The 25,086-nt window shown below is 59.7% G+C and carries 19 protein-coding genes and 1 pseudogene; 9 read left to right on the top strand and 11 right to left on the bottom strand.

Translation table 11 applies throughout. The features are described 5' to 3' along the window. Positions 1–3 precede the first annotated feature (3 nt). The 4 genes from atcB to ACTG2J_RS18190 all read left to right on the top strand — a co-directional run bounded on the left by atcB (position 4) and on the right by ACTG2J_RS18190 (position 5,520). Entirely contained in the window at positions 4–771 is a 768-nt protein-coding gene (atcB, locus tag ACTG2J_RS18175) for a cold adaptation protein AtcB (RefSeq protein ID WP_005335887.1), read from the top strand. 11 nt (positions 772–782) lie between these two features. Continuing rightward, positions 783–1,685, top strand: coding sequence for a cold adaptation protein AtcC (gene atcC, locus ACTG2J_RS18180; protein WP_439989261.1), 903 nt, complete (start codon positions 783–785; stop codon positions 1,683–1,685). 525 nt (positions 1,686–2,210) lie between these two features. Further along, on the top strand, positions 2,211–3,698 hold the full coding sequence (locus ACTG2J_RS18185) for a peptide MFS transporter (protein ID WP_439989260.1): 1,488 nt from the start codon (positions 2,211–2,213) through the stop codon (positions 3,696–3,698). Between the two features lie 661 nt (positions 3,699–4,359). Further along, positions 4,360–5,520 carry a DUF6035 family protein gene (locus tag ACTG2J_RS18190; RefSeq protein ID WP_439989259.1) on the top strand — a complete coding sequence of 387 codons (1,161 nt, stop codon included), beginning with the start codon at positions 4,360–4,362 and terminating at the stop codon, positions 5,518–5,520. Positions 5,521–5,579: 59 nt separating this feature from the next. On the opposite strand, the gene parC is transcribed toward ACTG2J_RS18190, so the two are convergent. The 10 genes from parC to nudF form a co-directional block, all read right to left on the bottom strand. Next, positions 5,580–7,874, bottom strand: coding sequence for a DNA topoisomerase IV subunit A (parC, locus tag ACTG2J_RS18195; RefSeq protein WP_439997757.1), 2,295 nt, complete (start codon positions 7,872–7,874; stop codon positions 5,580–5,582). Positions 7,875–7,945: 71 nt separating this feature from the next. After that, on the bottom strand, positions 7,946–9,856 hold the full coding sequence (gene parE, locus ACTG2J_RS18200; protein WP_439997758.1) for a DNA topoisomerase IV subunit B: 1,911 nt from the start codon (positions 9,854–9,856) through the stop codon (positions 7,946–7,948). Between the two features lie 115 nt (positions 9,857–9,971). After that, positions 9,972–11,981, bottom strand: a complete 2,010-nt coding sequence (locus ACTG2J_RS18205; protein ID WP_113739872.1) for an FUSC family protein — start codon at positions 11,979–11,981, stop codon at positions 9,972–9,974. A gap of 1 nt (position 11,982) precedes the next feature. After that, positions 11,983–12,849, bottom strand: a complete 867-nt coding sequence (locus ACTG2J_RS18210; RefSeq protein WP_113739873.1) for an efflux RND transporter periplasmic adaptor subunit — start codon at positions 12,847–12,849, stop codon at positions 11,983–11,985. Continuing rightward, positions 12,842–13,084 (bottom strand): DUF1656 domain-containing protein, encoded by a 243-nt coding sequence (locus ACTG2J_RS18215; protein WP_033113020.1) that lies wholly within the window; start codon positions 13,082–13,084, stop codon positions 12,842–12,844. The genes ACTG2J_RS18210 and ACTG2J_RS18215 overlap by 8 nt, the downstream gene beginning before the upstream one ends. Positions 13,085–13,229: 145 nt before the next feature. Next, entirely contained in the window at positions 13,230–13,853 is a 624-nt protein-coding gene (locus tag ACTG2J_RS18220; RefSeq protein ID WP_439989258.1) for an NUDIX hydrolase, read from the bottom strand. A 2-nt stretch (positions 13,854–13,855) separates the two neighbouring features. Further along, entirely contained in the window at positions 13,856–14,443 is a 588-nt protein-coding gene (locus ACTG2J_RS18225; RefSeq protein ID WP_439989257.1) for a YqiA/YcfP family alpha/beta fold hydrolase, read from the bottom strand. A gap of 12 nt (positions 14,444–14,455) precedes the next feature. Further along, the gene (cpdA, locus tag ACTG2J_RS18230; RefSeq protein ID WP_139461384.1) at positions 14,456–15,274 is read right to left on the bottom strand and encodes a 3',5'-cyclic-AMP phosphodiesterase; all 819 of its coding nucleotides are present in this window, start codon (positions 15,272–15,274) and stop codon (positions 14,456–14,458) included. A 22-nt stretch (positions 15,275–15,296) separates the two neighbouring features. After that, complete coding sequence (locus ACTG2J_RS18235; RefSeq protein WP_234917221.1) at positions 15,297–15,785, bottom strand: DUF1249 domain-containing protein; 489 nt, start codon at positions 15,783–15,785, stop codon at positions 15,297–15,299. Then, positions 15,748–16,389 (bottom strand): ADP-ribose diphosphatase, encoded by a 642-nt coding sequence (nudF, locus tag ACTG2J_RS18240; protein ID WP_439989256.1) that lies wholly within the window; start codon positions 16,387–16,389, stop codon positions 15,748–15,750. The genes ACTG2J_RS18235 and nudF overlap by 38 nt, the downstream gene beginning before the upstream one ends. A 304-nt stretch (positions 16,390–16,693) precedes the next feature. Here nudF and tolC point away from each other — a divergent pair, with 304 nt between their 5' ends. After that, positions 16,694–18,013: an outer membrane channel protein TolC gene (gene tolC / locus ACTG2J_RS18245; RefSeq protein WP_139443424.1), complete on the top strand. Its 1,320-nt coding sequence runs from the start codon at positions 16,694–16,696 to the stop codon at positions 18,011–18,013. Positions 18,014–18,129: 116 nt separating this feature from the next. Here tolC and hldE read toward each other — a convergent pair. Next, positions 18,130–19,556: pseudogene (gene hldE, locus ACTG2J_RS18250) on the bottom strand (bifunctional D-glycero-beta-D-manno-heptose-7-phosphate kinase/D-glycero-beta-D-manno-heptose 1-phosphate adenylyltransferase HldE). 204 nt (positions 19,557–19,760) lie between these two features. Here hldE and lpxL point away from each other — a divergent pair. From lpxL to ACTG2J_RS18270, 4 genes are all read left to right on the top strand, one after another. Then, positions 19,761–20,684: an LpxL/LpxP family Kdo(2)-lipid IV(A) lauroyl/palmitoleoyl acyltransferase gene (gene lpxL, locus ACTG2J_RS18255; protein WP_021231687.1), complete on the top strand. Its 924-nt coding sequence runs from the start codon at positions 19,761–19,763 to the stop codon at positions 20,682–20,684. 626 nt (positions 20,685–21,310) lie between these two features. Beyond that, positions 21,311–23,233: a PTS mannitol transporter subunit IICBA gene (locus ACTG2J_RS18260; RefSeq protein WP_439997759.1), complete on the top strand. Its 1,923-nt coding sequence runs from the start codon at positions 21,311–21,313 to the stop codon at positions 23,231–23,233. 37 nt (positions 23,234–23,270) lie between these two features. Beyond that, the gene (locus ACTG2J_RS18265) at positions 23,271–24,416 is read left to right on the top strand and encodes a mannitol-1-phosphate 5-dehydrogenase (protein WP_240533641.1); all 1,146 of its coding nucleotides are present in this window, start codon (positions 23,271–23,273) and stop codon (positions 24,414–24,416) included. A 133-nt stretch (positions 24,417–24,549) separates the two neighbouring features. Next, positions 24,550–25,071, top strand: a complete 522-nt coding sequence (locus ACTG2J_RS18270) for an MltR family transcriptional regulator (RefSeq protein ID WP_439997760.1) — start codon at positions 24,550–24,552, stop codon at positions 25,069–25,071. Positions 25,072–25,086 lie beyond the last annotated feature (15 nt).

The following is a 25,086-nucleotide window of genomic DNA, read 5'->3' on the forward strand; positions in this document are numbered from 1 at the left end:
GGCATGAGCAACAGTCTGATAGAAATTACCGCCATCGAGATCAAAGAGCTGGCCGTTATCGAGCCGAAGCAGGCCAGCGAGAAGTTCGAGCTGATCGCCAAGACCATGTCTGACGACCAGCTGGCAGAAGTGATTGAAAACATTGATATCGTTACTCTGACCCAGATTAACGGCCAGCACGATATCTCCTTCCCCTCCATCATCTCCGAGCTGATGACCCCGGAGCGGATCCGCGACATCGTCTGCCAGCAGCCGCTCTATTGGGAAGAGGCGATCAAGAACAACGCCGACGAGCTGCAACAGCACACCTTCGACTTCCTCAACTACCTGATCCGCACCCAGGATAGCGAGGCCAAGCAGCGCGAGATCCTCGAGTGCGTGGCCGAAGATCCGGCCGGTCTCTTCTACCTCGCCATCCCCTTTATCGAGTTCTATCGCGGCGATCGCTATGAAGAGGACGAAGGCTATCGCGACGTGCTGCACGCCGAAGAGGAAGATCTCGAAGAGTCCCTGCGCTACAGCGAGCGCCAGCAGAGCGAGGATGTCCACGACTACGCGCTGGATGACCCGAGAAGCCTCTTGATGCTCATTCGCGAGCTGGCCCCCGAGGTGGAGAAAGCCATCAAGGCGCTGCTGCGCAACGAACACTCAACCTGGGACGGCATCATCAACAAGTTTGCCGCCGAGCTGGTGATGCAGGCCAAAGAGAAGAACAAGGTCGAGGAAGACGAGTACGGCGACGTCGACGACATGTTCAGCTTTCTGGATTAAGGAGCCCATTCATGCAGTTAGTCATTCGCGATGCCAACCAGGGCCCCTTTCTGACCCAGGTGCTGCGCTTTGGCCGCGACAATGAACGTTTGACCGAGCAACAGCTCGCCGCCATCAAGGGCAAGGCGGTGCTGATGAGCCTCAAATTCGCCGACAAGTACTACAACAAGTACAAGATGCACCTGCTGGAGCAGGCCGCCCACGACGTCATCGGCGTAGTGAGCCTCGGCCTGCAGGAGCTCTCGGCGCGGGATCCGGCCAAGGCGCTGGCGCTGCTGCAGGCACCGGAAGGCCCCATCAAGCCGTTCCAGAAGGGCTGGTCGATGCTCATTACCGTCAGCCCCAAGCAGGCAGGCAACAGCCTCTACGGTGACGTGGATGCCCGCCTGCTGGACAAGATCTCGAGCCCGCCCGATGTGGAGGAGTGGCAAGGGTGGCAGGAGTACGAGAAAGCACTGACCGAGCACAACAAGAGCCGCCTGATGGAGCTCATCGACCAGCACTTCTTCGCCTGCGAAAGCGACCACCCCACCATGGAGGACAAGCTGGCCGAAGCACTGCTCTACCGCATCCTCTGCGGCAAGGGCAGTGGCGCCGCCCCGCTCAAGGTGAAGCAGGATCTCAAGCGCAAACTGGCGCGGGAGATTGAGCTCGACGAGAGCTGGTATGACACCGACTACCTCGCCGCCCAACTCACCCTGATGCTGAGCGCGCTGCCCGCCGACATGGCCACCGCCCTGCGTCAGGAGCTGAGCCCGGGCTTTGTGCCCAATCTGCTCCACACCCTAGGCTTTGTGCGCCAGTACCAGCTGCTGCAAAAAGAGAACGCCTCGCCGGAGAAGCTCGACAACGTCGAGATGCGCGCCGGTCTCAAGCACCCGCTGCTCGGTTGGCCGCTCTACCACGACTTTTAAGGCCGCTTTCACCGCCCATCAGTCGCACCACAACGCCCGGCCTGCCGGGCGTTGTTCTATCCTCCCCTCACCCTCTCGACAGCAAAGAGAGAACACACGCAAGTCACCCTGAGGCTGCCCCTTCTCTTCCCAATATTTATTCACTCAATGCCCAGGGATGAATAAACAACCTGCAATACAACAACTTGGCGACAGCTGCGTTTCGGGACAACAAAGCGGGGCGCAGATCCCGCTACAGCGCCATAATCGGCACCAAATAGCCGACTGGATCACATCAACCGTGCCGCAATCGCGTGGTAAACCGAGCTTAAACCACGACTCAATCACGCATAAAAAGGCGGAATAGATCAATAAAAAGCAATTAATCGCGCCGGATTAAATTTCAGGTATGGCTATTTGTACCGCTTGGCCGCTAAATGACAGACCGGCCTTCAGACCAGCATGGAAGCGCACAAGGCTAGCCGGCAGCAGACCGGTACGCTCTCAGGACGAGTAATGACTTTCTTCTCTCACAGGAGACAGACCGTGAGCGCTTCGAATCAACACCCCACCATTCCCCCCGGCTCCGGGGCGCTGTTCTTTATCCAGACCTTCTCGACCCTGGGGTTTGCCGTGCTCTACTCCACGCTGGTGCTCTACGCCACCAAGCGGCTCGGCTTCAGTGAATCCCAGGCCAACGCCATGATGGGGGTCTTCGGGGCCTTCAACTATGGCCTGCACCTGTTTGGCGGTTATCTCGGTGGGCGCTACCTCAGCAACCGCAACCTGTTCGTGATGGGGATGGTGCTGCAGGTGATCGGCTGCTACTTCATCGCCGAGATGGGGATCACCGGCCTCTACTGGGGGCTCGCCATGTTCCTCACCGGCAGCGGCCTCAACGTCACCTGCCTCAACATGATGCTGACCCAGCGCTTCGCCCCGGATGATCACCGCCGCGAGAGCGCCTTCCTGTGGAACTACGCCGGGATGAATCTGGGCTTCTTTATCGGCTTCACGGTGGCGGGCTACTTCCAGCTCACCGAGGATTACCGCACCCTGTTCCTGTTTGCGACGCTGGGCAACATCATCGCCATCATCGCCACCTTCGCCTGCTGGCCGATTCTGGCGGATATCAGCACCCCGTTGCGCCATGTCAAAGGGAGCGGCTTCTACCGCCGCATGCTGGCCGGTATCGCCATTCTGGCCATGCTGGTGCCGGCGCTGCGCCTGCTGCTGACCCACGCCAGCTTCAGCGGCAGCTTCGTGCTGATCCTGGGCGCCGTGGTGCTGGTGCTGCTCTGCGTGATGACCGCCCGCCACCCGGACGCCGCCGAGCGCAGCCGCATGGTGGCCTACCTGATCCTCGCCCTTGGCTCCCTTATCTTCTGGTCGCTCTACCAGCTGGCGCCCATGGGGCTAATGCTCTTCTCCGAGCACAACATCAACCTCAACGTGTTCGGGCTGCGGGTTGCTCCCCAGTGGATCCAGAACATCAACACCCTCGTCATCGTCATCGGTGGCCCGCTGATGGCGCTGCTGTTCAAGCGACTGCGCGAACAGGGCTGGAATATCGACATTCCCTCCCAGTTTGCCGCCTCCCTGTTCTGCATGGGGCTCGGCATGCTGGTGCTGCCGCTCGGCATCCATCTGGTGGGAGCCGACGGGCTGGTCGCCTTCAAGTGGATCGCCATCAGCTATGTGCTGCAGAGTTTTGGCGAGCTGCTTATCTCTCCCATCGGTTACGCCATGATCGGCAAGCTGGCCCCCGCCAGCCTGCAGGGTCTGCTGATGGGTTGCTGGATGATGGTGACCGGCGTTGCCTCGGTGCTGGCGGGCTATGTCTCCAGCGCCATGCCGCAGAATATCGGCAGCTCTCCGGTGGCCACCAACCCGGGCTACAGCTCGGTATTCAACATGCTGGGCTGGGGCTCGATGGCGGGCGGGATCGTCCTGCTGTTGCTGGTGCCCCGCCTGCGCCTGCTGATCGCCTCGAAAATCACCCCGCCTCCGGCGGCGACAGCCATTCCTGTCTAATCGGGCTCGAGCCAGCCATTTCAGTGGCCCCTGCCAGAGCGAACGGTTGAATCAGCAACGCGGCTGATAATGCGAAGGGCCCCGCCATCATGGATGGCGGGGCCCTCGCTTTTGGCGGGATAGGTGGATCTTTTGCAGGCTGGCAACCTGGCGCCCATTGTGATGTTTGCCCCTATCGTCAGCTTTCCCTCACCCTAACCCTCTCCCAAGGGGAGAGGGGATTAGCACCTGCCACTCTGTAGCCGTAGCTGTCAGGCTTAGCTATCACGCCATACCACGGTCACTATCAATGGCTGCGATCTCTGCTCCCTTCTCCCACTCTTTGCCATAGATAAGGGGAGAAGGGTCGGGGATGAGGGGGAGCAAACCACCGACAAGCAGCAGGACGTTAAAGAAAACAGAGAGAAGTAGGGTCGATTAGCGCAGCGTAATCGTCCGTACCACAACCCGGTGGCTATAGACATAAAGAAGAGATCAGCTGGAGCACCAGCAGAATTGCGGCAACCTGTTTTCGTGATCGTCTGATTACGCTTCGCTAATCAGACCTACGGCCCGACACAAAAAGCGTAGAGCTTCATACAATGCCCTTTACGAGGTACACTGTTCAAAATTTAACATTGCTCATTTCGACTATTTTTCAGAAGTTTATGGAGGAACACTGATGAAACAGAGCACGATCAAAGAAATCTTTTCTCCTTCAGATGGGAAAATTTATTTTGTAAGAGATATTTTAGAACGCCCCCAGAAAGAACTCTTTGAGATGAGGCGAAAACTGAGGCCAAGAGTTGGTGAATTAGCCATGTTGTGTTCAACATGCTACCAACCTGTAATATTGGCGGGCCGTTCAGATCAAAGTTTCTACTTTAGGCATATTAAGGACTCTGATGACTGTCCAATCAAGACAACATCCCACCTTACTTTCGATGAAATAAATGCAATGAAATATAATGGGCAAAAAGAAGGCCCCTTGCATAGAGTCAACAAGCTGTTAATTGCCAAATTATTAGAAAGTGATCCCACTTTTAGTGGTGTAGAAGTAGAAAAAACTTTCCGAGAGGAAAATGTTACTGGGATTGCAAAAAAATGGCGTAGACCTGACGTTTCTGCAATCAATACCAAGCTTGGCGTAAGAATTGCTTTTGAACTGCAAGTTTCCACAACATTTATCGATATCATAATTGATCGCGAAGAGTTTTATAAAAATAGCGCTGCATTTATTTTATGGATTTTCTTGAGTTTTGAGGAAAGAAAATTCACTGAGCTTGATATTTTCTACGCAAACAAATCTAATGCTTTCATATTTGATGATGAAGCCAAATCTGCCAGTTCTGTTGCAGAGAAACTGTTATTAAAATGCTATTACCACGAATATTACGTAGATGAATTACAAGACACAGCCACAGTTTCAGTGCGAGCTGTTGATAGGCTAGTATCACTGGATGAGTTAACATATAACAAGGATACAGGGAAACTCTATTTTTTCGATTCGGATTTATCAGAAAAGAATGCACAAAACCAAGTCAAAATAATAAAAGAAAATAAAGAAAAAGAGAAGCTACTTCTTGAAAACCAAAAGCTTGAAGCGTCTAAAAAGGAAGTGGCAAAAAATGATTTTTATAGCATGTACAATGGAAAACCAAATCCAGCCAAAAGCAACCGAATGAAACCTAGAAAAGGCTTATCGGAAAGGCTCTACAGTGAAATATCAACAACCAAGAAATTCGAAAAGCTTCGTTGTGAGAAATGTGGGAATACAGACAACTTCCGTAACAATGCTTGTTTTATAATTTGCAATAATTGCAATGAAGACGTTAAATATTAACCGGAGACCATTTACTTAATAATTAAATAGAAGGGCGCTTTCGCGCCCTTCTATATTAATTACCCTTCCTGATTTTCCCCGGCTACCGGTTCGGCACCGGCGGCGGGTTCAATCTCGATGCGATCGACGCGCTGCAAACCGCGGGGCAGCTTGGCGCCGCGGCGGCCGCGCTCGCCACGGTAGTAGTCGAGATCGGACGGTTTGAGGGTCAGCTTGCGCTTGCCGGCAAACAGGGTGACCGACTGGCCCTGCGGGATCACGGCGGCCATCACCACAAACTCCTCCCGCGCCTTGACGCGAGCCGACGGAATGCTGATGAGCTTGTTGCCCTTGCCCTTGCCAAGCACCGGCAGGGTGTTCATCGGGAACAGCAGCATGCGACCCTCGTTGGAGATGGCCATGCAGAGATCGGTCTCCGGCGAGCCAATCTTCTGGGGTGCCATTACCAGACCCCCTTCCGGCACGGTAAGCAGCGCCTTGCCGTTCTTGTTCTTGCCGATGAGATCGTCATAGGTGCAGACAAAGCCGTAACCGGCGTCGCTCGCGATCAGATACGGCTCACCTTCGTTGCCCATCACCAGATGACGCACCTCTTCACCGGCGCCCAGTGCAAAGCGGCCGGTGAGCGGCTCGCCCTGACTGCGGGCAGAGGGCAGGGTGTGCGCCTCCAGCGAGTAGGTGCGGCCAAAGCTCGACAGGAACACCGCCTGCTGGTTGCTGCGGCCAAAGGCGTGGGTGAGGTAGTTGTCCCCCGCCTTGTAGGAGAGCCCCTCGACATCCACGTCGTGGCCCTTGGCGGCGCGCACCCACCCCTTGTCGGAGAGGATGACGGTGACCGGTTCGCTGGGAATAAGCTCCTTCTCGGTCAGCGCCACGGCGGTAGCACGCTCCACCAGCGGGGTGCGGCGATCGTCGCCGTACTTCTCGGCATCGGCCAGCAGCTCTTTCTTGAGCAGGGTGTTGAGACGACGCTCGGAGCCCAGAATGAGCTCCAGCTTGTCGCGCTCTTCGGCCAGTTCGTTCTGTTCGGCGCGCAGCTTGAACTCTTCGAGCTTGGCCAGATGGCGCAGTTTCAGCTCGAGGATCGCTTCGGCCTGGGTCTCGGTAATGTTGAAACGCTCCACCATCACCTTGCCCGGCTCATCCTCGGTACGGATGATCTCGATCACCTCGTCGATGTTGAGATAGGCGTTCAGCAAGCCTTCGAGGATGTGCAGGCGAGCCAGCACCTTGTCGAGGCGGAATTGCAGGCGGCGACGCACCGTCTCGCGGCGGAACTGGATCCACTCGCTGAGGATGGTCTTGAGGCACTTCACCTGCGGCCGGTTGTCGAGGCCGAGGATGTTGAGGTTGACCCGGTAGTTCTTCTCCAGATCCGTGGTGGCGAACAGGTGGGCCATCAGCCCCTCTACATCCACCCGGTTGGAGCGCGGCACGATCACCAGACGGGTCGGGTTCTCGTGGTCAGATTCATCCCGCAGATCGGTGACCATCGGCAGCTTTTTCGCCACCATCTGGGCGGCAATCTGCTCCATGATCTTGGCGCCGGAGGCCTGATGAGGCAGCGCTGTGATGACGATGTCGCCATCCTCCTCGCTCCAGACCGCTCGCTGCTTGATGGAGCCCTTGCCGGTCTCGTAGATTTTGCGGATATCGTCGCGCGGCGTGATGATCTCGGCGTTGGTCGGGTAGTCCGGCCCCTGAATGTGCTGCATCAACACATCGAGTCCCGCATTGGGGTTGTCGAGCAGCTCGGCACAGGCGTAGGCCACTTCCCGCGCGTTGTGGGGCGGGATGTCGGTCGCCATGCCCACCGCGATACCGGTCACCCCGTTGAGCAGGATGTGCGGCAGACGGGCAGGCAGCACCACCGGCTCTTTCATGGTGCCGTCGAAGTTCGGCGTCCACTCCACCGTGCCTTGCCCCAACTCGGAGAGCAGCAGCTCGGAGAAGCGCGACAGCCGCGCCTCGGTATAACGCATGGCGGCGAAGGATTTGGGATCGTCCGGCGCACCCCAGTTGCCCTGACCATCCACCAGCGGGTAGCGGTAGGAGAAGGGCTGGGCCATCAGCACCATGGCTTCATAACAGGCGATGTCGCCGTGGGGGTGGTACTTACCCAGCACATCACCCACGGTACGGGCGGACTTCTTGTGCTTGGAGAGGGCAGACAGACCCAGCTCGCTCATGGCGTAGATAATGCGCCGCTGCACCGGTTTGAGGCCGTCGCCGATATGCGGCAAAGCCCGATCCATGATGACGTACATGGAGTAGTTCAAGTAAGCCTGTTCGGTAAAGGTGCGCATTGGCTGGCGCTCTACCCCGTCCAGACTGAGCTCGATAGCATCACTCATATGTTTTTCTCTTGCTATGGCGCGCCCCTGGAGGGCACGCCTGAAATGCGGGTCGGCAGGTGACCGACGGCTTAAATGATGGCGAGGTTGCCCTTCTCTTCGAGCCATTCGCGGCGATCGCTCGCCCGCTTCTTGGCCAGCAGCATGTCCATCAGCTGCAGGGTCTCGTCAGCCGCATCCCCTTCACTCTCTCCTGCCGGCTCCATGGTGAGCTGCACCAGACGGCGAGTGTTGGGATCCATGGTGGTTTCCCGCAGCTGTTTCGGGTTCATCTCACCCAGACCCTTGAATCGGGTCACCATCACCTTGCCTTTCTTCTTCTCGGCCTCGACCCGCTGCAGCACGCCGTTCTTCTCGTCCTCGTCGAGGGCGTAGTAGACCTCTTTACCGATATCGATCCGGTAGAGGGGCGGCATGGCGACATAGACGTGGCCCTGATTGACCAGCGCGCGGAAGTGCTTCACGAACAGGGCGCAGAGCAGGGTGGCGATGTGCAGACCGTCCGAGTCCGCATCCGCGAGGATGCACACCTTGCCGTAGCGCAGGCCGCTGAGATCCTCTGAGTCGGGATCGAGCCCGATAGCGACCGAGATGTCGTGCACCTCCTGCGAGGCGAGCACCTGACCGGCCTCCACCTCCCAGGTGTTCAGGATCTTGCCGCGCAGCGGCATGATCGCCTGAAACTCGCGATCCCGCGCCTGCTTGGCGCTGCCACCCGCAGAGTCACCCTCCACCAGGAACAGCTCCCCCTGCATGGGGTCGGCGCAGTTACAGTCAGTCAGCTTGCCGGGCAGCGCCGGGCCTTGGGTAATCTTCTTGCGCACCACCGTCTTGGCGGCGCGCATCCGGCGCTGGGCGCTGGAGATGCAGATCTCGGCGATCTGCTCCGCCAGCTCGGTATTGCTGTTCAGATAGAGGCTGAAGGCATCCTTCACCACGCCGGAGACGAACGCCGAGCTCTGGCGGGAGGAGAGCCGCTCCTTGGTTTGGCCGGCAAACTGCGGATCCTGCATCTTGATGGAGAGGATATAGGCGCAGCGATCCCAGATATCTTCCGGGGTCAGCTTGACCCCGCGCGGCAACAGGTTGCGGAACTCGCAGAACTCGCGCATGGCGTCGAGCAGGCCCTGACGCAGGCCGTTGACGTGAGTACCGCCCTGCGCGGTGGGAATGAGGTTCACATAGGATTCGGCAAGGCACTCGCCCCCTTCCGGCAACCAGCAGAGCGCCCAGTCTACCGCCGATTGTTCGGAGCTGAACGAGCCGATAAAAGGCTGCTCCGGCAGGCAGGTGAACTGCTTAACCGCGTCGACCAGATAATCCTTGAGGCCATCTTCGTAGCACCACTCCAGCTTGATGCCGGTGTTCTTGTCGAGGAACTTGATGGTGAGGCCGGGGCAGAGCACAGCCTTGGCTTTGAGCAGGTGCTCCAGCTTGGTGACCGAGAATTTGGGCGAATCGAAGTAGCTCGCCTGCGGCCAGAAGCGCACCCGGGTGCCGGTGTTGCGACGACCGCAGGTGCCGGTGATGGTCAGCTCCTGCACCTTCTCGCCACGCTCGAAGGCGATGTCGTAGACCTGACCGTCGCGACGCACCGTCACCTCGACCCGATCGGAGAGGGCGTTTACGACCGAAATACCCACCCCGTGCAGACCGCCGGAGAACTGGTAGTTCTTGTTGGAGAATTTGCCGCCCGCGTGCAGCTTGCAGAGGATCAGCTCCACCCCGCTGACCCCCTCTTCCGGGTGGATATCGACCGGCATGCCGCGGCCGTCGTCGATCACTTCGAGGGACTGGTCTTCATGCAGGATCACCTCCAGATTGCGGGCGTGACCTGCCAGCGCTTCATCGACGCTATTGTCGATGACCTCCTGGCCGAGGTGATTGGGCCGGGTGGTGTCGGTATACATGCCGGGGCGGCGACGCACCGGCTCAAGGCCATTGAGGACCTCAATGGCATCCGCATTGTATTGAGTAGACATGGAGGGCCTTGCGAATTGACGTTTGGGGAGAATCTTACTCGTTGGGAGGGTATTGGACAAACTTGGCTGCGGGAAAGGGTGATCCGGAGGGGATTGTGCCCCTCCCAAGGCTGTTTCAGCTCCCTTCGGCGGGGCCCGGCAGCGCCTGTTGCAGTTGGGAGAGGGAGCTTTGCAGCCGCCACACCATGCCTGCCAGCTCTCGCGCCGTGCCATCGCCATGGTTGGCCAACCCCTGACTGATCCGCTGCAGCTCGGTCAGCGTGCGATCCAGGGAGGTATGCTGCACCCCCTGCTCGGTGAGGATCCCCTTCAGGCTGCGGATACAGTTGTCGCGCACCAGATAGAGGGGGTGCTCGTCACCGCGCCACTGGCGCAGCTGCCAGACGATATGGCTGCAGTTGAGCAGCACCACGCCCCAGCGCAGCACCCAGAGGCGGGCGGTCTGATCCTGACTCTGACCGAGCTGGCTGATGCAGTGGTAGATCAGCGACTCGAACTGGCTCTCGCTCTGGCGCGGGGCTGGCTCCAGCTGATCCATGAAGTGGCGGCGCAGGGAGCGGATAATCCGGCGGCTCTTGCGCCGATCCGAGCTGGGTCGCAGCAGCTGAAACGCCAGCGCGGCGCTCATCACCCCCAGCATCTGGGCGAGGCTGCTGTTGATGAACTGCTGATAGTCGTAACTGGGCGGATTGGTGATGGCGAGAAACGAGCCGAGCAGCACGATCATCTGGCCCCAGAGGCCCGCCTGCCGCACCTGCTGCTGTTTGCAGAGCTGCATGGTGAGCAGCGCCGGAAAGAGCAAGAGACAGAAGATCCAGAAGTCGTCGATGCGGATCATCAGGCCAAACTTGACCGCAAAGCAGATGAGGCTGAGCAGCAGGATCGCCCTGAGCATGGTGTTGGCCCCCTGGGCCGGGGCCGGGGTCGCCGAGTAGAGCACGCAGCAGATGGAGAGCATGGTGAGCGCCGAGCTGCCCGCATCCCACTGACTGTTGATCCAGAAGGTGCAGCCGAGCAGCACGCAGAGGAAGGTACGCCCGCCGTTATAGGCAGCCTCCAGCGTGTCGGTGTGGCTGGTGAGCGAAGAGTGGTGCGGTGGCGCCGGCCACTCCTGATCGTCGTAACGGGCAAGCCGCTCCAGCCAGCGTTGGCACTCCAGATAGCTCCAGCAGAAGTGGCGCAGCCGCAGCAAAAAGGTGCGTAACCGGTAATCATGCTCGCCGGTCGGCATCAGGGGAGCCAGCAACCTCGCAACCCGATACTTGTCGCACTCCGGCTTGCCAAGCTCGGCCAGCAGGGTGGCAAGCAGCGCCTGAATGCCTTCCGGTTGTTCCGGCCAGTTGTGCAGCATGCGGCGCTGGCTGGAGATAAGGCTGATAAGCCGCAGCTGGCGATGGAGCAGGAAGTTGAGCAGCCGGTTCTGGCGCCGCAACCGATGATGGCTCCAGACCGCCTGTATGCGCAGCACGTTCATGGTGAGGATCTGGCCGATCAGCCCTTCGTGGGAACTGCGAACCTCGGGCGTCATCTCCCCCAGCCAGAGCAGCTGGGCATGCTCCAGCAGGCGAGCTTGGCTCTTGCGCAAGGATTCCAGCAGGGTTTCGCTATCCGAGGTGCTGGGCAGGATCATCATCATCAGACCGCCGCAGAGGATACCGATGATCACCTCGCTCACCCGCGCCTGGGCAATATCGAAGATATGGTGGGGATCCGCCACATTGACGCAGGAGAAGGCGATGATGGCGGCGGTGTAACCGCCGAGGGCAAAGGCGTAGGAGACGTTGTTCTGATAGTGGTTGGAGATGTAGGTACACAAACCCAGCCAGAGGGCGATGAGAAAGCTGAACAGCCAGGGATCACTGATACCAAGACCGGTGATCACCACCGCCGCCATCGCCCCCATCAGGCTGCCAACCACCCGTCCCAGACTCTTGCTGATCACTCCGCCCACGGTGGGAAAACTCACCACGGCGGCCGAGCTCATCGCCCAGTAGGGGGAGTCGAGCTGCAGCACGAAGGCCAGCCAGAGCGACAGGCACATGGCCAGCGCGTTGCGCAGGGCATAACGCCACTGCCCCCCTGTCGCCCTCCCCCAGGGAGTACGCAGCCAGAATGACTCGCTCACCCTACTCGCCAATGGTGATGGTGCAGGTGGTGCCAGCGATCAGCGTCACGTCCGCCGGCACATCCAGCAGCTTGATCCGTACCGGCACCCGCTGGGCCAGCCGCACCCAGGGCACGTTGGGTTTGACGTCGATCAGCAGGCCGTTGCCGCCATCGACGCTCTGATCGTGGATGGCGCGCCCTATGCTCTCCACCTCGCCGCGCAACCGCTGCTCACCGCTGTAGAGCACCACTTCGGCCGGTTTGCCCGGCGCTATGTGGCCAAGCTTGGTCTCTTCAAAGTAACCCTGCACATAGAAGGAGTGAGTATCCACCAGCGCCACCAGCGGCACGCCGGCGCTGGCATAGTTGCCGACCCGGGTCTGCAGGTTGGTGATGTAGCCATCGCTCGCGGCATGCACCCGGGTCTTGGCCAGCGACCACTCCGCCTTCTCCAGATTGGCCTGTGCCACCTGATAGGCCGCCTGCATCGCCTGGGCATTGAGGCGGGCTTCGTCCATCGTCTCGGCGGAGATGACGCTGCGCGACAGGCCGCTGCGGCGGTTCGCCTCATGTTCCGCCTTGTCGAGATCCGATTTCGCCTTGGCCAGCGCCGCCCGGGCATTATCGAGGACGATCCGGTAGGGCTCGGGGTCGAGCGTAAAGATCTCCTCACCCACCTTCACCAACTGGTTGTCCTTCACCGCTATCTTGATGATCTTGCCCGACACCTCGGGGGTAATGCTGACCAGCTCGGCGCGCACCTTGCCATCCCGGGTCCAGGGCCCCTGCATGTAGTAGTTCCACAGCCACCAGCCCGCCGCCAGCGCCAGCGCGCAGACCAGCAGGGTGGAGAAGTATTTGAGGGTCGCGAGAGGTGATTTAGCCATGTAACAGCATCCATAGAGCGCCGCTGACGGCGAGGATAAAGAGGGAGAGATCCATCAACAAAGGGTGCCAGACATCCCCACCATAGAGCCAGTCACGCAGCAGATGGTGCACCGGCAGCCAGCAGAGCAGGCCGAGCAGCACCGCCTTGAACAGCGGCGGAAAGTAGAGAGAGGCGCCCAGTACCAGATCCGGCAGCGCAGAAGGAGTTGTCACAAACGTGCTCCCTGTTGGCAGTGAAGTTCAGAAGAGTCAGGCCATCCCCTGCCCCGGGCGAGGCAAAGTAAACAGGCCGCTAAAGATTAACACTGCCCCGCAGGATGGTGCACGCCATCGCGCGTCGGCACCGCCCCCAGCTCGAACGGGTTCACTTCCTCAGATGTCAATCAAACAGGGTATCGCGCCGCCCCTGCAGCAAGTGCTCATGGAGGGTGCGCAACTGGGAGGCCACCACCCGATGGCAGGAGAGCGGGGGCAAGTCGTCAATGGGGAAGTACCCCGCCCCTTTGGTTTCATCGGTTTCGCCCAGCAGCTGGCCGCTGGTCACCTCGCACAGAAAGAAAGCCTTGTGCGCGTGAGGCAGCTGGGGCGGATGGGGGTGCTTTAACTTGTCGAACAGGGCCAGCAGCTGCACCGCGCGGCACTCAAGTCCGGTCTCCTCCACTACTTCACGCACCACGGCATCCGCCGGCGAGTCGCAGATATCGCACCAGCCGCCGGGCAGAGTCCAGCAGTCGTCGCTGCGCTCCTGTACCAGCAGGATATGGCCCGCATCGTTCTGAATGAAGGCCCGCACGTCGAGCTTGGGGGTGGGGTAACCGCTGTCGAGGGCAATCCAGTCACTGATGGCTTCCGGCGCCAGCTCGCTCTGGTTGGCGATAAGGGCCACTGTGGCCGCTCGCAGCGCCTCGAAACGGCCGATATCGAAGGGGTCTTTGGAGTAGGTGAGGCCCGCTTGCGCCGTGGCCAGTACCTGTTCCAGAAAGGCGGCCAACGGCGGTTGCATGATTAAAGCCCGAGGAAACGGATAATCTGTGCGGGGTAGCGCTCGAACGCCACAAAGGCGTGGTTGCCGCCGCACTCCAGCGAGAGGCGGGCAAAGCGGTATTCATCCAGCGCCTTGCGATAGTCGAGCACCTCATCCCCCTGCTGTTGCAGGATCCAGAGTCGCTCCGGCGCCGTCACCAGAACCGCCAGTGCCCGCAGCTCGTCCATATGTTCAGGCAGCAGTTCGTACTGCTCCCCGGTATAGGGATTGGTCTGGGGGCCAAGGTAGTCACAGAGCAGCTCGTGCGGGCGCACCGCCGGATTGATCAGCGCCGCACGGCAGCCGTACTGCTCGCTCACCCGGGTCGCCATAAAGCCGCCGAGGGAGCTGCCCACGGCGCCGAGCTTGTAGTCACTACCATAGCAGCTCTGCAAATTGGCAATGGTCTGTTCGATAGCCGCCCAGGCCGCCGCTGGCGTATTGGGCTGGGCCGGAATGATCACCTCGATGTCGGGCCGGTTGACGGCCACCCAGGCAGCCATCTGCTGCGCCTTGGCGGAGCCCGGTGAGGAGTTGAAACCGTGCAGATAAAGGAGAACGGACTTCATGGAATGCTCTCCTCAATAACCGGTGGCGTTGGGGTCGGGCACAAACTGCCCCACCGGCAGGCGCCACACTTCGCTGGCCACCCGCCCATCCGGATAGAGGGTGAGATAGCGCCAGCCCGGGCCGGATTCATCCAGCGCGAAGCCGTCGGATAGCGGTTTGAACTGAATGCAGGTGGAGGGGCTGGCAATCAGCCGCACCCCGCGGTGCACCTCGTCAAACTCCTGATGGACGTGGCCAAACAGGATGGTCTTCTGCTGCGGATGACGAGCCAGCACGGCAAACAGATCATCGGCATTCTTGAGATTATGCTGATCCAGCCAGGCACAGCCCACCGGCACCGCCTGATGGTGCAGGGTGATAAGGGCGTGGCGATCAGGATATTGGCGCAGAGCACGGTCGAGGGCGGCCAGCTGGTGATCGCCAATCATGCCGTGAGGTTTGCCGCGCACCTGGGTGTCGAGCAGGATCACCTGCCAGTGATCGCCTACCAGCTGCTTGGATTCGCTGATCCCGGCGGCATGGAGGTATTCGGTCATCAGCGGGCTGTCATCGTGATTGCCCGGCAGCCAGTAGATGGGGCGACCCAGAGGCGCCATCATGGAGGCGAAACGCTGATAGGATTCCGGGCTGTGATCCTGCGACAGATCGCCGGTCGCCAGAATCACCTCGTAGGGGTGTTCATTGACCTGCACCTGTTCCAGCACGGCGGCCAGACTCTCTGCGGTGCGCACAGCCAACAGCCGCCCTTCGGCACTCGCGAAGAGGTGGGTGTCGGTAATTTGCAACAGGCGCACACTGCCGTCCTGCGCCTGGGGGAGCTCTGTTTCCAAAATCACGCTTCTTTTTATTTGTTCAACTGGAGATATTGATCGGGCTGGTACCATGTCTGAGACAAAATTTTAGCCATTCGGCCAGAAACAGATTTACCTGCTCCTTTTCATCCCGCTGGTGCATCTTTTTATTGGGATAATCATAACGTGGTTGCAAACGGGAAATCTGTTGCGCTGCACACACTTCCGCCATCCGCACATCATGATACAAACGAATCTCTATCTGAGCTTGTAAATATTCGGGCAATTCGGGGTTGTGCTGGCTCAGGATCACCTGATTGGTGAAGCGACTCTCGCCAATGATGGTGAGCTGGAACTGCAGATCGTTGCCGACCCGATAGCGGCGCTCGGCGCCGACTTCCCCATCAGGCGGCAGCAGTTTCATCAACGCCATGTAATTGACCTCGCAGGTACGCTGCAAGGACATCAGATCAGGCACATAGCGCCTGCTCTGTTGCAGGGTCAGCGCCACCTCAGCGATCTGCCAGCCAGCGGGCACGCAGCTCGCCATGGTTGAGGGCAAGCCACTGCAGGGCGATGACCGAGGCCGCATTGTCGATGCGTCCCTCTTTGAGCCAGGCGTAGGCCTGTTCGCGGCTCACCACGTGCACCCGGATATCCTCGCCTTCATCAGACAGACCGTGCAGCCCCTCGGCCTTGCTGGCATCCACCTCGCCCACAAAGACCTCGATCCGCTCGGTGCTGCCGCCTGGGCTCACCAGATAGCTGATGGCATGCTCGCAGCGGGCCACCTCGATCCCGGCCTCTTCTACCGCTTCGCGGCGCACCACCGCCTCGGCGGTTTCCCCTTCGTCGATGATGCCGGCCACCAGCTCCAGCAGCCAGGGGGTGGAACAGGTCTCCATGGCGCCGATACGAAACTGCTCCACCAGCACTATCTGGTCGCGTACCGGATCATAGGGCAGCAGCGCGGCAGCATGGCCCCGCTCGAACAGCTCGCGCACGATGGGCTGGTTCCAGCCGCCCGCAAATAACCGATGCTGCAGACGATAGACATTCACCTTGAAGAAGCCGTTATATCCATCTGATTTTTCAATGATTTTCACATCATCGGCGGCGTAATGCCGATCTTGCGGCAAGGGTTGCTGCGACATCCGGGGCTCCCGTCAGCTTGACTTGTATCAGTTTGACCATAAAATCCGAGGAACATGAATGAACGTTCATTCACTCGGCGTGCCATGGTAATGAGGGGTGGATTTTAGCAGCCACAGACCATTTGGCTAGGCGCGCGGGGAGAAAACTGCGTCCGGTTCTTGACGTTCCCGTCACCGGACCTGAGACTCTTAGCATTAAATTTTGCTTATAGTAGAGTGATTAAGCTGCAATCAAGCTTGGTCGGTGACAATATTTGCCTCTCCAGCAACCAGTTTGGGTTACTACATAAGGTTAAAACGATCTATGAAAAGAACACTTTTGTCAGTCATGGTGTTGCTGGGCGTCAGTGCCGGTGCCCATGCCGAAAACCTGCTCGACATCTACCAGCAAGCCCAGATCAAAGACCCGCAGTTGCTGCAGTCCAAAGCCGTTCGCGACCAGGCCTTCGAGAAGATCAACGAATCCCGTGCTCCTCTGCTGCCCCAGATCGATCTGGGTGCCGGGCTCAATTATCTGCAAAACAAGAACGATACCCAGAGCAATACCAAAGCCAAGGGTGAAGTGACGCTGTCGCAATCCCTCTATCGTCGCAGTAACTGGGTCAATCTGGATATCAGCGAGAAGCAGGCTACCCAGTCAGATGTTGCCTACAACCTCGAAATCCAGAACCTGATGGTGCGCACCGCCAAAGCCTACTTTGATGTGCTCAAGGCGATGGATACCCTGGAGTTCGTTCGTGCCAACAAGGTTGCGGTAGAGCGTCAGCTGGAGCAAACCCAGCAGCGTTTCGAAGTGGGCCTGACCGCCATCACCGACGTCCATGAAGCCGAAGCCTCCCGCGACCAGGCGCTGGCTGACGAGATCAATGCCGAAAACTCGCTGGACAACAGCTACGAGACCCTGCGCGAGCTGACCGGTATCGATCATCGCAATCTGGACGTGCTGAACACAGATCGTTTCAGCCCACAGAAGACCGCCTTCGGCTCCGACAAGTGGCTGGAGCTGGCGCTGGACAAGAACCTGCAACTGCACAGTGCCCGCATCAGCAAGGACATTGCCAAGGAGCAGATCGATCTGGCCAAGACCGGCCATGAGCCGACGCTGGATCTGGATGCCGGACTGCAAACCAGCAATACCGATTACAAGCTGGATAGCATGCCGGGCGGCAATGACAATCAGGCCAATATCGGTCTGACCTTCAAGCTGCCCATCTACAGCGGTGGCGCCACCAGCTCCAAGGTGAAGCAGGCTCAATACAACTACGTAGCGGCCAGCGAACTGCTTGAGAAGAACTTCCGCTCGGTGCAGAGCACAGTGCGCTCCTCCTACAACAACGTGAACGCCAGCATCGGCTCGGTGCGCGCCTACAGCCAGTCTGTGGTCTCCGCCGACAGCGCCCTGAAGGCGACCGAAGCCGGTTACGAAGTGGGTACCCGTACCATCGTCGACGTGCTGGACTCCACTCGCAAGCTGTACGAGGCCAAGCAGAAGCTCTCCGAAGCCCGTTACAACTACATTCTCAATATCCTGAGCCTGAAACAGGCTGCCGGTATTCTGGAAGCGCAGGATCTGGTGGAAGTAAACCAGGGTCTGATGCCTGCCACGGCAAAAGCCAAAGGCTGATAGCCGCTATCGGACATGAAAAAGGCGACCGCAAGGTCGCCTTTTTGTTATCCATATTTCTGCCGGCTTGCTACCGCGGATAGTGAGCCCCGCCAGATTGCGGGGCCAGCAGAACGTTAGCCGCGCTCGCGGATCGTCTTGATGATATCGGTGGTGGAGCAGCCATCCTCGAAGTTGAGAACGCGCACCTCGCCGCCATTGGCGGTCACCTCGGCGTAACCGGCGATATCTTCCGGCTTGTAGTCGCCGCCCTTGACCAGCAGATCCGGCAGGATCTCGGCGATCAGACGCTGCGGGGTATCCTCGGAGAAGGGCACTACCCAATCCACCGCGCCCAGCGCAGCCAGCACCGCCATGCGGCGCTCGGTCGGGTTGACCGGACGACCCGGCCCTTTCAGACGGCGAACCGACTCGTCGGTATTGACCGCCACGATCAGGCGATCCCCCAGCTTGCCCGCGTTGGCCAGATAGGAGACATGGCCGGCGTGCAGGATGTCGAAACAGCCGTTGGTCATCACCACTTTCTCGCCGCGCAGACGGGCGGCACGAACCGCCACTTTCAGCTGAGCTTCGGACATAACGCCAAAGCCGGTCTCCTGCTCGGTATAGAGAGCATTGGCCAGCTCGACCGGACTCACGGTAGAGGTACCCAGCTTGCCGACCACGATACCGGCAGCGGTATTGGCCAGCGCACAGGCTTCGCCCAGGCTCTTGCCTGCCGCCAGCGAAGTGGCCAGGGTGGAGATCACGGTATCACCGGCACCGGTCACATCGTAAACCTCGTGGGCCTGAGCCGGTAGATGCAACTCCGGCTGACCTTCGCGGATCAGGGTCATGCCGTTCTCGGAACGGGTGACCAGCAGGGCATCCAGCTCGAAGCGCTTGACCAGATCCAGTCCCTTGGCGACCAGCTCCTCTTCACTCTTCACCTTGCCTACCACGGCCTCGAATTCGGACATGTTGGGGGTCAGCAGGGTGGCACCGCGGTACTTCTCGAAGTCGGTCCCCTTGGGGTCGACCAACACCGGAATACCGGCGGCACGGGCGCGCTGGATCATGCCGGGCACGTCGTTGAGAGCACCCTTGCCGTAGTCGGAGAGGATCATCACGTCGCTATTCGGCAGCGCCTGCTCGACCTTGGTCATCAGCAGGGTGGCATCGACGGAGTGGAAGGGCTCTTCAAAGTCCAGACGCAGCAGTTGCTGGTTGCGGGACAGCACCCGCAGCTTGGTGATGGTCGGGAAGTCGGCCAGACGAACGAAGTCACAGGCCACCTTGACGCCAGCCATCTGGCCAGCCAAAGCATCGGCAGCCTCGTCCTGACCGGTCAAGCCAAGCAGCACGGCGTGAGCGCCAAGGGCGGCGGAGTTGAGGGCCACGTTGGCTGCGCCACCCGGGCGCTCCTCAATGTGTTCAACCTTGACCACGGGCACCGGCGCCTCGGGGAGATCCGACCGGTGGGGCCATGCCAGTAACGGTCCAACATGACATCGCCAACGACCAGAACGCGGGCTTTTTCAAAATCGGGCAGGGTGATCTTCATCTGTATCGACTCTCAAAACCTGAAAAATCAGCGGGCGATTTTATCACACTCTTTTATCCGGTGTAGAAAAAGCCGACCGCAGTTGCCGCCGCTGTCACGCTAACCGGACGCAGGCTACCCCTCTGACCAGCACACAGCCATTCGCCCCCGCCCCCCCTTTTCGGCTAGAATCCCCCGATTGTGTTTGCGAACAAGAGATTAGCCATGGCCCATGACAACGCTCCCCGCCTGGAGCCCCGCCTGTTTCATCCCCGTTACTGGGCCAGCTGGTTCGGCCTAGGCCTGCTCTGGCTGCTGACCCTGCTGCCGTGGCGTAGCCAGATGTGGCTGGGCCGTCAGCTCGGTCGTCTCGCCGCCAGGATTTTGAAGTCCCGGGTCAAGATTGCCCGTCGCAATCTGGAGCTGGCGATGCCCGAGCTGACCCGGGATGAGCGGGAGAAACTGCTTAAGGCCAACTTCGAGAGCGTGGGCTGCGCCGTGTTCGAGGTGGGGATCGCCTGGTTCTGGCCAGACTGGCGGATGCGCAACCTGATGAAGGTGGAAGGGGAAGAGCACGTCATCGCCGCCATGGAAAAAGGTCAGGGCATGCTGCTGCTCTCCTGCCACTTCCTGACGCTGGAACTCAACGCCCGCTGTTTCGGGCTGGTGCGCCCCGGCGTGGGGGTCTATCGCCCCAACACCAACCCGGTATTGGAGTATGCCCAGTACCACGGTCGCTGCGCCTCCAACAAATATCTGGTGGACCGGATGGATGTGAAGGGGATGATCAAGGCGCTGCGCAACGGCGATGCCCTCTGGTATGCACCGGATCATGACTACGGCAGCCACGCCAGCGTGTTCGTGCCCTACTTCGCGGTAGAGCAGGCCGCCACCATCACCGGCACCGCCACCCTGGCGCGGGTGAAGAACACCGTAACCCTGCCCTGCTACAACATCCGCACCAGCGAGGGTTACACCCTGCATATCGGCGCGCCGCTCGCCGACTACCCGAGCGGAGATGACATGGTTGATGCCGCCCGCGCCAACCGCGAGATCGAAGCCGCCGTGCGCAAGGCGCCGGAGCAGTACATGTGGCTCCATCGCCGCTTCAAGACCCGCCCCTCTCCCGAGGATGCCGGCTTCTACTGAGCCGCTGCCTCCACAGGGGCCAGATCGCAAAAACTGACAAACCGCCTGCTGGCGGTTTGTTTTTATCTGCTATCAGCCCTGCACGGCAAGCAAGATCCCCGAACGTCAGCCGCGCAATAACATCCTGCATGTTGGCGCCCATTCCCATCAATCAGCCGCAAAAGAGCCCTCATCGCCGACCGTAAAAACTGAAAGCGGGTTACAAATTTATTGATTCATTGGTAAGCAATGGAGTGTTGCGATAAATCCATCGTCACTACCCGCTGATGAGTGACTGAATTACTTGTCCCATTCGAATACAAAAATCAGATTTGTGACACCAATCACTATTTAGCAAGAGGACCACAAAGCAACTTTGGTGAGACAGATCACAAAAAATAATCACGTAAAACATAAAAGATCGAAATGTAGCCGAATTACAGCATGAGTATGTGATGTGGATCACTGGTTATGGAGGGGGTACCGCTGGGTATCTGAGAGCTGGATCACAAGACACCCCGTTTTCAGCCTAATTTGATATCAAGCTGGTAGATTGAAGTTGCTTAGACGACCGGGATGGAGGTTCGGCAAAACCGGCCATCCCGACTACCACTTTTAATCAAACAGGCTTAAAACGGGGTCCCGACATGTTATCACCGGATACCAAAGTCAAGATACAGAATTTTGGACGCTTCCTGTCCAATATGGTCATGCCCAACATAGGCGCCTTTATCGCCTGGGGCTTTATCACCGCCCTCTTCATCCCCACCGGCTGGCTGCCCAATGACACCTTGGCCAAGCTGGTCGGCCCCATGATCACCTACCTGCTGCCGCTGCTGATTGGCTACACCGGCGGCAAACTGATGGGCGGTGAGCGCGGCGGCGTGGTCGGTGCCATCACCACCATGGGTGTCATCGTGGGAACTGATATCCCCATGTTCATGGGCGCCATGATGGTCGGCCCGCTCGGTGGCTGGGCCATCAAGCGCTTCGACAAGGCGATGGACGGTCGCGTCAAGAGCGGCTTCGAGATGCTGGTCAACAACTTCTCTGCCGGGCTTATCGGCATGCTGCTGGCGATCCTCGCCTTCTTCGTGATCGGCCCCTTCGTCAAGGTGCTCTCCGGCCTGCTGGCCGGTGGCGTCGGCTTCCTGGTGGAAAACCACATGCTGCCGCTCACCTCCATCTTCGTTGAACCGGCCAAGATCCTGTTCCTCAACAACGCCATCAACCACGGCATCTTCTCGCCGCTGGGGATCCAGCAGGCGACCGAGCACGGCAGCTCTATCTTCTTCCTGATTGAAGCGAACCCGGGCCCGGGCATGGGCGTGCTGCTGGCCTACATGGTGTTCGGCCGCGGCGCCGCCAAGCAGTCCGCTGCAGGTGCCTCCATCATTCACTTCTTCGGCGGCATCCACGAGATCTACTTCCCGTATGTGCTGATGAACCCGCGCCTCATTCTGGCGGTGATCGCCGGCGGCATGACCGGGGTCTTTACCCTGACCCTGTTCAATGCAGGTCTGGTCTCCCCTGCCTCACCGGGTTCCATCTTCGCCGTGTTGTTGATGACGCCGAAAGCCTCCCTGATCGGGGTCGCCCTCTCCATCATCAGCGCTACTCTGGTCTCCTTCCTGGTCGCCGCCGCATTCGTTCGCGCCCAGCAACCGGAAGCTGACGAGGCAGATGCCCTCGGTGAAGCCACTCGCAAGATGAAAGCCATGAAGGGCGGCAAGCCTGAAACCGCAGCGGCCAAGAAGCCGGGCGGCGAACTGATGGCGGTGCGCAATATCGTGGTCGCCTGCGATGCGGGCATGGGCTCCAGCGCCATGGGCGCCGGCCTGCTGCGCAAGCGGGTGCAGGCCGCAGGGCTCGATATCAGCGTCACCAACCGCGCCATCGATCAGCTCGACGATCAGGTGGACTGGGTCATCACCCACAAGGATCTGACCGAGCGGGCCCGTCGCCATGCGCCGCATGCCCACCATATTTCCCTAACCAACTTCCTCGACAACGGCCTCTATCAGGAGCTGGTACAGAGCCTGACCCAGGCCGCCAACGATGACATCGCCAACCCGCAGCTGCTGGTGGCGGCCAACGACGACAGCTACGAGCCGCAAGCGGCCGAAGTCTTTACCCTGAGCCGTAATGACGTGCATCTGGGACTGAAAGCGGACAACAAGGAGGCCGCCATCCTGACCGCAGGCCGACTGCTGGCCGAGCGCGGCTACGTGGCTCCTGACTACGTCAACGCCATGCTGGAGCGCGAACAGCTGGTCTCCACCTACCTCGGCGAATCCATCGCCGTGCCCCATGGCACCATCGCCGCCAAGGAGTTTGTGAAGCGTACCGGCATCGTCATTTGCCAGTACCCGGCCGGGGTCGCCTTTGGCGAGGCTGCCGATGAGGTAGCGCGGCTGGTGATCGGCATCGCCGCCCGCAACGACGAACACATGCAGGTGATAACCCGCCTGACCAATGCACTGGATGAACCCGGTCTCATCGACCGGCTGGCCAGCACCACGGATCCCCAGGCCTTCCTGGATCTGCTGGGTGCCGAACAGGCTGCCTAATCATCTTTCATCGTCTTTGGTTCAAGAGGTTAATATCATGAAAACATTGCATTTTGGTGCTGGTAACATCGGTCGCGGCTTTATCGGCAAAGTGCTGGCGGATGCCAGCCATCAGGTCACCTTCGCCGACGTCAACGACACCCTGATCGACCAGCTCAACCACCGTCAAGAGTACAAGGTCCATGTGGTGGGTGCGGATCAGAAGCTGGACGTGGTGCGCAACGTGGCGGCGGTGAGCTCCGCCGGTCACGAGGTGATCGCCCGTATCATCACCGCCGACCTGGTCACCACCGCGGTCGGCCCCAACATTCTGGACAAGATTGCCAGCACCCTGGCCAAGGGGCTGCAAGCTCGCTTCGATGCCGGCAACCTGACTCCGCTCAACGTCATCGCCTGCGAAAACATGGTGCGCGGCACCAGCCACCTCAAGCGGGAGGTACTCAAGTACCTGCCGGTCGCGTATCATGCCACGCTCGAATCCTGCATCGGCTTCGTCGACTCGGCGGTGGATCGCATCGTGCCGCCCGCCGCGGCTGCCAACGATGACCCGCTGGAAGTAATGGTAGAGAGCTTCAGCGAGTGGATCGTTGACCAGACCCAGTTCAAGGGGGAGCTGCCACAGGTGGCGGGCATGGAGCCCACCGACAACCTGATGGCCTTCGTCGAGCGCAAGCTGTTCACCCTCAACACCGGCCACATCGTCACCGCCTATCTCGGCAAACTGCGGGGCTACCGCACAGTGCGCGAGGCGATCGAAGATCCGGTGATCCGCAGCAAGGTGCGCCGCGCCATGGAGGAGAGCGGTGCCGTGCTGGTAAAACGCTACGGCTTCGACCCGCGCCTGCACGCCGCCTATATCGAGAAGATCCTGGCCCGCTTCGCCAACCCCTATCTGGTGGACGAGATTGACCGGGTCGGTCGTCAGCCACTGCGCAAGCTGGCGGCGGGGGATCGACTGGTGAAGCCGCTGCTGGGCACCCTGGAGTACGGCCTGCCCAACGAGCAGTTGCAGGAGGGGATCGCCGCGGCGCTCCACTATCGCAATGCCGATGACCCGCAGGCAGTGGAGTTGCAAGCCCTGCTGGCGGAGCTTGGCCCGGCCAAAGCGCTGGCCCGCGTCACCGGACTGGATGAAGAGAGCGAAGTGGTTCGCGCCATCGTCGCCCGTTACGAAACCCTGTAATGACCCTGCTTGCGGCGCATTCAGCCACCACTGATAGCGCGCCAAGCGCTTGAATGGCAAGGGAATGTGCCCCATATGATAAAAACCGGGAGAGAGGCCCACTCTCTCCCTGTCAGCTGGACCCAATGCACCTATGACCACACACCAGGAAGATGAAGTACTGGAACGACTGAACGAGCAGGATGGCCCCCGCGGCTTCTTTCTCGAAGCCGTGACCATCCTGGAAGAGGCGGTCGACTCCCTGATGCGACGCGCGTTCCGTCAGGAGGAGTATGCCGTCAAATACGCCATCGAACCCCTGCTCAACCAGAGCGGCCCCCTCGGCCAGCTGGAGGTGCGCCTCAAGCTCATCTTCGCCCTCGGCCTCATCTCACTCGAGCGCTATCAGGATATCGAAGCCTATATCAAGATCCGCGACTTTCTGGTGCGCGACCCCAAGGATTACCGCTTCAGCGACAAGCCGATCCGCGATCTGCTCGACAGCCTGCACGGGGTCAATCAGGGCGGCATGATGAAGCTGGAGCCCCCCGCCAGCGAAGAGGATTGGGCCTTCTACCAGATGCAGCTCAACCGGCTCGATCAGATGGTGCGCTCCGCACTGGTACTGGCGCTGGCCAACTGTGTCGGCGAGCTCCACAAGGAGAGCCCCATCTAATCCAGCCCCAAGGCC

The sequence above is a fragment of the Aeromonas sp. 6P genome, from assembly GCF_051919525.1.
Classification (GTDB): domain Bacteria; phylum Pseudomonadota; class Gammaproteobacteria; order Enterobacterales; family Aeromonadaceae; genus Aeromonas; species Aeromonas veronii.